Source organism: Clostridia bacterium, assembly GCA_017554615.1.
Classification (GTDB): domain Bacteria; phylum Bacillota; class Clostridia; order UMGS1840; family HGM11507; genus SIG450.
The window spans coordinates 1-7,656 of record JAFZHY010000025.1 but is presented as its reverse complement, the minus strand read 5'-3'; the positions used below and the strand labels follow the sequence as shown (position 1 = coordinate 7,656).

Genomic DNA, 7,656 nt, shown 5'->3' with positions numbered 1-7,656 from the left:
TTGTTTTTGTTTTTTGTTTTTGATTTTGTTTTAATTTTAAAAAAACTATTGACATTCTACAAAATATATGTTAGAATGCTAATAGAATAAATTGGAGAAAGGGTGAAATTATATGGATTATGAAAAAATTATTCTTGAATTATTAGGAAGAATACAAGTGTTAGAAGAAAAAGTCGACATTCTAACAAAAAAAGAGGAAGAAAAGCCAAGTATGACAACCAATGATATATGCAAATACATAAAAGATTTAAAAGTTCTTGCAAAAGAGGAAGGAAAAAGTAGTGTTATCTTAATATCAAGGGATATTCATAGACAACTTAAATTAAAAAGCAGATTTCCAATGGTATGTAATGCTATGCGACGATGTATGGAAGAAAATGACAATATTATATTTCAGCCACCAAAAGGTAATTCTTCAACGCTTGAAATAGAATACAAATTATAACTTTGGAGGTAAAGGTTATGTCTAAAAGAGGAAGAAGAACAGGTTTGTTTATTGGTGGAGTACTTTATGGATTGATAAGAGGAATATTTTTTAAGAATAAATATTGATAAAGAGTAATGTACTTGGAGGAAAATATAATGTTTGGTAATAAAAAAATAACTTGGGAAGAAATGGTTTCATCATACATAAATAATCCGAGAGATGTTAAGACAATTCCGCTACAAAAGGAAGGTGTTTGGTTTTATGTGTATGTTGAAAATGATGATATTTATGTGGAAAGTGCAAGAAATCATTTAGCAAACAGTTCTTCTATTAGAAATAGAAGAAAAATTGAAAAAGAAAAAGTTGGCATAATGCTTTCGCTTTATCATAGAAGAAAAAAAGGCGAAAGTGTCGCAGATGAGGCAAAAAGAAATACACAAAATCAAGTTTATTGGTATGGTATATTTGCAGATATGTGTATATGAAATTTATAGTACAGTAAGAGCAAAGTTCTTTTGAATTTTGCTCTTTTACATTATTCTAAAATTAATTTTGTATTGAAATCTCAACAAAAAAATTATTCCACAGAAAATAAAGTTATAGGTTTATGTATGTGTCAGACCACGCCAACACATACATAAACTTAATAATTTATATTCTTTTACCACGCTCTTCCGCCCTCGATGTGTATAAACTGTGCTATATCATAATCGTAGGATGAAAGAGGTCTGTTAAATGCATTGAAACTATGGGTTGAAACAAGAATTTCGGGATATGTCTGGGTTACTAATAAAGAGTGGTAAAACTCTTTGTTAAAATTCCCAAGTTGTATTACATCGCCTGGTTCTAATTCATCCATTTGAACTGTTCTGCCATACGGGCCGACAGATTTATTATTTACTAAAAAATCGTAAAGGTATTTCACACCCGTCCAAGAGGGAGTTCTGTCAGAGGGCGAACGATAATACCAGCCAAAAACAGGTGTATAGTTCATAACACCTATCCCTGCATAAATACATTGAGAGATAAAGTTAGTGCAATCTCCTCCGATGTTTCCAAAGTCATAATAGGCAGGGTTTCTTTCATATGCCCATCTTCTTGCATAGTTTACAGAAGATTCACGGTCGTAAATTATATATCTCATATTTACCCCTCCCCTTTATTTTATTCATACATTTTAAGAGGGGTTAATTTAAAAGTTTAAGACAAAAATTCCTCTGCCATATGAATTGCAACAGCACCGTCTGCCACTGCAGTTACAATCTGCCTTAATTCTTTAGTTCTTACATCTCCTACAGCATACACTCCGTCAACACTTGTTTTTGTAGATTCGTCTGCTAAAATATAACCGTTATCGTCAAGTTTTAGTTGATCCCCTAAAAACCCTGTTGCAGGTTTTCTTCCGATACTTACAAAAACTCCGTCGCACAAAATTTCACTTATACTGTCTTCTTTTAAGTTTTTAACTTTTATACCGTCTACTTTATCGCTTACTATAAATTCTGTAACTACACTGTCCCATATGAATTTAACATTTTTGGCTTTTAATAACTGCTCATGATAAATTTTAGTGGCTCTTAGAGTATCTCTTCTGTGAACTACATAAACTTCTTTTGCAAGTCGCGAAAGATACAGTGCGTCTGATACTGCAGAGTTACCCCCACCGACAACTACCACAGTTTTATCCTTGTAAAATCTTCCGTCACAATGAGCGCAGTAATGCACACCTAAACCTATTAAATCTTTTTCATTTTCTATTCCAAGTTCCTTTGGGTTTGCCCCTGTTGCAATTATAACACTCTTTGCAAAAAAGGTTTCTTTGGATGATTTTACTTCTTTTATTTCTTCTGATAAGTTAACATCAATTATATCTTTATAAACTGTTTTTGCGCCAAAACGCTCTGCCGAACTTTGCATTTTCATTCCAAGGGTAAAACCGTCTATTCCCTCATCAAAGCCAGGATAATTATCTATATCCCCTGTAAGTGTCATTTGCCCTCCGGCAGACATTCTTTCAATTACTAAAGTATCAAAACCTGCACGGGCAGAATAAAGCGCTGCTGTATACCCTGCAGGGCCGCCGCCGATTATTATTATATCATATATTTTGTCCACAATAATTCTCCTTTTTTATATTATATTTTTTCTTTAAAGTTATTTATTCCTTTTAATTAAAACTATTGAGTATACGAAAGTTATTATACCGTAAGGAATTAAAAGAAATAGAGAGATTATAGTTGATACAGGAGGTAAAAACGCACTTATTAAAAAAATAAAGCCTAAAACTACTGTCATAATTCCTATAAAACGATTTATCTTTCGTGCTAAAGATGTATCTACATCATAATTTTTTACATAATCTAACTTAGGAAAATAATTTCCAAGAACAATAAACATTACTCCCACAAGAAGTGCAACAACTCTTCTTATATCTATATTATAGCCTAATGAATAACCTATTATAATTGTCTGCAAAATAATTGTCATAACAGGAATTATCCATTTTACCACTCTTTCAAATTTTATTCTTTCTCCATTATTATAAGCATTGATATCGTAAATAAAGCAAGAAAAAAGTTGTACAACTACCATTATTAAAGGCAAAATAAATACTGCAAAACCTTTTGATGAAAAATTATCCGCTTCATTGTAAATATTAAAATGTATAGGCATTGTATCTGGCAGTTTATCCCACAGTATTAAGCCTAACAAAACAGGAAGTATGCAAACAATTACTGTTATTAAAAGTATTTTCCATTTTATCATTTTCATTATTTTATTCCTCCAATCTTATATATCCAGGTTAAAACTTCTTCAAAAACCGAACTGTTTAATTCATAATATATAAAATTCTTATGCTTTTGCTCAGCAATTAAATCTGCACTTTTTAATTTTGATAAATGATAGGATACTGTCGCTCCTGTTAAATTAAATCTATCCGAAATCTCTCCTGCAGATTTCTTCCCGTCTTTTAGCATAAAAAGTATATCTCTTCTTACAGGGTCGGATATCGCTTTTAAAGTTTCGTTTAAACCCATTATTTTTACCTCCTAAAGCCATCTATTTAGACTGTTTTCTAAATAGATTGTATCACAGGGTATTTTAAAAATCAATAGGTATTTAGAAAAAAATCTAAATAGAAAAAATATAATACAAAATAAAATTTTAAACATACTAAGGAAAAAGGAGAGTTATAAATGATAGAGTCTGTATGGAAAGATGATTTAAAATTAAATAACGAAAAAGAACTTTTATGTGATATAACTACCGATGTGCTTATAATAGGAGGAGGAATATGTGGAATTTTATGCGCTTATTTTCTAAATGAAAAAGGCATTGATTATATTCTTGTAGAGGGAGAAAGAATTGCAACCAAAACAACGCTTAACACCACTGCAAAAATTACATCGCAACACGGTTTAATATACACAGATATATTAAAGAAATACGGAAAAGAAAGCGCTTTAAAATATCTTAAGGTAAATGAAGAGGCAATTTTAAAATATAAAGAAATATGTAAAAACACAGACTGTGATTTTGAAGAAAAGTATTCTTCTGTATATACTTTTAACAATATTAAAAAATTAGAGGAAGAACTAAACACTTTAAACAGTTTAGGTTTTGATGCTTATTTTACAAAGGAAACCGAACTTCCCTTTAAAGTAAAGGGAGCAATAAATTTTAAAGGTCAGGCGCAGTTTAACCCTGCAAAGTTTATATCACAAATTTCTAAAAATCTTAATATATATGAAAACACTTACATTAAAAAAATAAGCGGTAACTATGCTTATACAAAGAATCATAAAATAAAGGCAAAGGCAATTATTGTTGCAACCCACTTCCCTTTTATCAACACGCACGGAATGTATTTTTTAAAACTTTATCAGGAGCGTTCATATGTATCTGCTTTTAAAACCTCAACACGATTGGAGGGAATGTATGTTGACGAAAATGACTTGGGTCTGTCTTTTAGAAGTTATAAAGATTTAATTTTAATTGGTGGAAATAATCATCGCACAGGCAAAGAAAATTCAAAGTGGGATAAGATAAATAGTTTTAAAGATAAATATTATCCTGATTTAGAACTAAAATTTATGTGGGCAAATCAGGACTGCATAAGCCTTGATAAAATTCCGTATATCGGTCTTTATTCAAATAACACACCCGATTTATATGTAGCAACAGGCTTTAATAAATGGGGAATGACATCTTCTATGGTATCAGCAATGATACTAACAGATATGATTTTAGGTAAGAAGAATGAATACCAGGATGTTTTTTCTCCGCAAAGAAAAATGTATAAACCAAAACTTTTAGTAAACGGTTTGGAATCAACTATTAATCTGATTTCCCCTACCACAAAAAGATGCTCACACCTTGGATGTGCGCTCAAATGGAATAAAAAAGAGCATACATGGGACTGCCCATGCCATGGCTCAAGATTTGATAAAGACGGAAAGGTTATAAATAATCCTGCTAAGAAAAATATAGATATTGATTAGTAAAAAAAGACATCGCATAGAGGCACACTCCGTAAGGAAGTGTGCCTCAGTTATATTCGCCTAACGGCGAGTGATATTGTTTCGCAGTTATATTATGCTGCGCATAGTGGTATTGTCCTTCGGACAGTTTTAGGGCGAATATAACATCACTGAAACCGTAAGGTTTTAATATCACTTTGCCGTCAGGCAAAATATCACTGTGAGACCCGTCTCACAATATCACTTATTATTCTTATTTTTTAAGATAGGTAAATTTTTAAAGTATGTAACCCACTATGACACTTTCAATTTGAAAATGTCAATTTTATTATAAAAAGAAATAGGGAGAAACTTCTTTACGAAGTGTCTCCCTAAGATGTCTTTTAAAATTATAATTTAGTTAAGAATTAAGTCATAAGAAACATTAAAAATTTCTTTTAATGCTTTAATTTCGTCTGGATAAAGATGACGCTGACCTACTTCAATTTTTGCAAGTGCGCTTCTTGTAATATCACAACCATAAATCTGCAGTTTTGCAGCCAACTGGTCTTGTGTATAATTATTTTTATTTCTAAGAGTTCTAATATTTGCTCCTACTTGTTTTTCATATTCTATATTCATATTTGCACCTATATAAGTATATTTTTTCTTGATTATATACTTATTTTATGTTATAATTGCACTTATATCGGTGCAGATATAAATTTTATAAGAAAGAGAGTTTATATATGGCAGAATATTGTTTAAAATGTTGGAACAAAATTAACAAAAGTAATTATACAGAAGATGATTATTCATTATCCTACGAGTTAGAATTATGCGAGGGATGTGGAAAATATAAGAGAGTAATAGTAGGTAAAAAGAGTTTACTTGAATTACTTATATTTAAGTTAATAAATAAGTTTAAAAAATAATGTATTTGTTTTACAACTTTGTATATTTTTTAATACATATATTTTCATATTTGCTAATAATATATATTGGTGATAAAAATGAGAGGTATTAAATCATACATAATAATAGGTATAATATTTGTATCAGTTTTAGGAACATTTCTTCACTTTGCTTATGACTTGTCAGATAGTAATTTTATTATAGGTTTATTTACCCCGATAAATGAATCAATATGGGAGCATACAAAACTAATATATTTTCCTATGCTGATATACTCTATTTATCTTAACATAAAACTTAAAGATAAATATCCTTGTATATTTTCTGCTATGATTCTTGGTGCAATTTTCGGAGTAATTCTTATAATAACTTTATTTTACACCTATTCGGGAATAATTGGCTATAATTTAAGTTTTATTGATATTTTAATATTTTATGTAAGTGTTATTTTCTCTTTTTATATGGCTTATAAATTGGCGTTATCCTGTAAAACAAATAAATTCAATATTTTATTTCAATTTTTAAATATACTTATGATTTTTTTATTTATCTTCTTTACAATTTCCCCGCCTCAGATTCCGTTATTTATTAGTCCTTAAATTTTAAAAAAGCATCGATGAAAGTCGATGCTTTTTTTATAAAAATTCTCTTATATCAACTGTTAATTTTTCTTCTAAGTTTATAAGTCTTTTTGCAATATCTTTTGACACTTCATCAGCACCTTTATATTTATTAAGATATTTGTTAAGAGATTTTACTCCCATATTACAACCGTCAGTCATTAAATCGGAAATAGTAGCATCACTTTCTTCCATTGCCAGTTTCATATTGGTTTTCATCCACGACATTCCTTTTGCAATAACTTGAGGTTCTTTGCCGTCGTCATGATATTTATCAAGTAATTTTTGAATTTCATTATCGAGTTTCTTATGCTCATCTTTACAATCGGTTAAAAGTTTTTCAAGTTTTTTGCTCTTTACATTATCAAGCACATCTTCAATAGCTGATGTGCCCATTTTAACACCTGCATCACATTCTCTTAAAAGTTTAATAGTATCCTGCTCTATCATATTATTCCTCCTTAGTGATAGTGTATCACAAATGTATTTTTTTATTCTGGGAAATAGATTTATATAAAATAAACTTTGTTTTGGCAAAGGAGAATGATTTGGATGACACTATTTATGCGATATACTCGCTATGCTCGTGCGATATATTTGCTTTTCAAATTCGATATAATCTCACTTCGTTCGATTGCGATATGATATAAGAACCTCACAAAATATTACGAAATCATAGATTTCTATATTTCGGAGAACCTTGTTACTTCGTAATAAATTCCTTTTTTCTCGTTGCCATAAGGCAACATATCGCATCGAAGATATATCGCGTACGAAGTACATATAACAAATTCCGTCAGGAATTTATATCGATGAAAAAAGCGTACTGAATTTTCAGTACGCTTTTTTCTGGAAAAGCCGAATGGTTTAGATGACGCATATTTTTAGTGAAATATCTCGCTTCGCTCGATGTGAAATAATTTCTATCGAAATTGTGAAATAGAAAGCTATCGCTTTCTGTGAAATGAAATAAATCCACACGCCGCAAGACGTATTTCACATTGCGTAGCAATATTTCACGCACGAAGTGCATTTCACAAATCCTGAAAGGATTTATTTCGTTGAAAAAAGCACCGACAAAGTCGATGCTTTTTTCTGGAGGCGCCACCCAGATTTGAACTGGGGATCAGGGTGTTGCAGACCCATGCCTTACCACTTGGCTATAGCGCCACTTTGACAACAAAAGACGCTTAAAGCGTCTTTCGTTGTGTTTTTGGAGCGGAAGACGAGATTC

At 30.6% G+C, this 7,656-nt stretch carries 11 protein-coding genes and 1 tRNA gene; 5 read left to right on the top strand and 7 right to left on the bottom strand.

The genetic code is table 11. The features are described 5' to 3' along the window. The first annotated feature begins 112 nt into the window (after window positions 1–112). Window positions 113–445, top strand: coding sequence for a hypothetical protein (locus tag IKZ35_05815; GenBank protein MBR4893471.1), 333 nt, complete (start codon window positions 113–115; stop codon window positions 443–445). Window positions 446–582: 137 nt separating this feature from the next. After that, window positions 583–912: a hypothetical protein gene (locus IKZ35_05810; GenBank protein MBR4893470.1), complete on the top strand. Its 330-nt coding sequence runs from the start codon at window positions 583–585 to the stop codon at window positions 910–912. Between the two features lie 176 nt (window positions 913–1,088). Here IKZ35_05810 and IKZ35_05805 read toward each other — a convergent pair whose 3' ends face one another. Genes IKZ35_05805 through IKZ35_05790 form a run of 4 tightly spaced genes read right to left on the bottom strand, consistent with a single transcriptional unit; the run spans window position 1,089 to window position 3,465 of the window. Then, window positions 1,089–1,571 carry an amidase domain-containing protein gene (locus tag IKZ35_05805; protein ID MBR4893469.1) on the bottom strand — a complete coding sequence of 161 codons (483 nt, stop codon included), beginning with the start codon at window positions 1,569–1,571 and terminating at the stop codon, window positions 1,089–1,091. A gap of 56 nt (window positions 1,572–1,627) precedes the next feature. Continuing rightward, window positions 1,628–2,548, bottom strand: coding sequence for a thioredoxin-disulfide reductase (gene trxB / locus IKZ35_05800; protein MBR4893468.1), 921 nt, complete (start codon window positions 2,546–2,548; stop codon window positions 1,628–1,630). Between the two features lie 33 nt (window positions 2,549–2,581). After that, window positions 2,582–3,199 carry a DUF1648 domain-containing protein gene (locus IKZ35_05795; protein MBR4893467.1) on the bottom strand — a complete coding sequence of 206 codons (618 nt, stop codon included), beginning with the start codon at window positions 3,197–3,199 and terminating at the stop codon, window positions 2,582–2,584. After that, window positions 3,199–3,465, bottom strand: coding sequence for a winged helix-turn-helix transcriptional regulator (locus IKZ35_05790; protein MBR4893466.1), 267 nt, complete (start codon window positions 3,463–3,465; stop codon window positions 3,199–3,201). The genes IKZ35_05795 and IKZ35_05790 overlap by 1 nt, the downstream gene beginning before the upstream one ends. Before the next feature lie 159 nt (window positions 3,466–3,624). Here IKZ35_05790 and IKZ35_05785 point away from each other — a divergent pair, with 159 nt between their 5' ends. Continuing rightward, on the top strand, window positions 3,625–4,929 hold the full coding sequence (locus tag IKZ35_05785) for an FAD-dependent oxidoreductase (protein ID MBR4893465.1): 1,305 nt from the start codon (window positions 3,625–3,627) through the stop codon (window positions 4,927–4,929). A 375-nt stretch (window positions 4,930–5,304) separates the two neighbouring features. On the opposite strand, the gene IKZ35_05780 is transcribed toward IKZ35_05785, so the two are convergent. Further along, the gene (locus IKZ35_05780) at window positions 5,305–5,529 is read right to left on the bottom strand and encodes a helix-turn-helix transcriptional regulator (protein MBR4893464.1); all 225 of its coding nucleotides are present in this window, start codon (window positions 5,527–5,529) and stop codon (window positions 5,305–5,307) included. 107 nt (window positions 5,530–5,636) lie between these two features. Here IKZ35_05780 and IKZ35_05775 point away from each other — a divergent pair, with 107 nt between their 5' ends. Together IKZ35_05775 and IKZ35_05770 are read left to right on the top strand one after the other, a co-directional pair. After that, the gene (locus IKZ35_05775) at window positions 5,637–5,822 is read left to right on the top strand and encodes a hypothetical protein (protein MBR4893463.1); all 186 of its coding nucleotides are present in this window, start codon (window positions 5,637–5,639) and stop codon (window positions 5,820–5,822) included. 78 nt (window positions 5,823–5,900) lie between these two features. Further along, window positions 5,901–6,401, top strand: coding sequence for a hypothetical protein (locus IKZ35_05770; protein MBR4893462.1), 501 nt, complete (start codon window positions 5,901–5,903; stop codon window positions 6,399–6,401). 36 nt (window positions 6,402–6,437) lie between these two features. Here the strand turns inward: IKZ35_05770 and IKZ35_05765 are convergent, their stop codons facing one another. Both IKZ35_05765 and IKZ35_05760 read right to left on the bottom strand, forming a co-directional pair. Beyond that, a complete protein-coding gene (locus IKZ35_05765) occupies window positions 6,438–6,872 on the bottom strand; it encodes a hypothetical protein (GenBank protein MBR4893461.1) in 435 nt (144 codons plus the stop codon). A gap of 646 nt (window positions 6,873–7,518) precedes the next feature. Beyond that, a tRNA-Cys gene (locus IKZ35_05760) sits at window positions 7,519–7,592 on the bottom strand. Window positions 7,593–7,656 lie beyond the last annotated feature (64 nt).

Excerpts from the sequence above, each read along its gene's own strand:
- IKZ35_05815 (MBR4893471.1), top strand. The coding sequence starts at position 113 with ATGGATTATGAAAAAATTATTCTTGAATTATTAGGAAGAATACAAGTG.
- IKZ35_05810 (MBR4893470.1), top strand. The coding sequence starts at position 583 with ATGTTTGGTAATAAAAAAATAACTTGGGAAGAAATGGTTTCATCATAC.
- IKZ35_05805 (MBR4893469.1), bottom strand. The coding sequence starts at position 1,571 with ATGAGATATATAATTTACGACCGTGAATCTTCTGTAAACTATGCAAGA.
- IKZ35_05795 (MBR4893467.1), bottom strand. The coding sequence starts at position 3,199 with ATGAAAATGATAAAATGGAAAATACTTTTAATAACAGTAATTGTTTGC.
- IKZ35_05790 (MBR4893466.1), bottom strand. The coding sequence starts at position 3,465 with ATGGGTTTAAACGAAACTTTAAAAGCGATATCCGACCCTGTAAGAAGA.
- IKZ35_05785 (MBR4893465.1), top strand. The coding sequence starts at position 3,625 with ATGATAGAGTCTGTATGGAAAGATGATTTAAAATTAAATAACGAAAAA.
- IKZ35_05780 (MBR4893464.1), bottom strand. The coding sequence starts at position 5,529 with ATGAATATAGAATATGAAAAACAAGTAGGAGCAAATATTAGAACTCTT.
- IKZ35_05775 (MBR4893463.1), top strand. The coding sequence starts at position 5,637 with ATGGCAGAATATTGTTTAAAATGTTGGAACAAAATTAACAAAAGTAAT.
- IKZ35_05770 (MBR4893462.1), top strand. The coding sequence starts at position 5,901 with ATGAGAGGTATTAAATCATACATAATAATAGGTATAATATTTGTATCA.
- IKZ35_05765 (MBR4893461.1), bottom strand. The coding sequence starts at position 6,872 with ATGATAGAGCAGGATACTATTAAACTTTTAAGAGAATGTGATGCAGGT.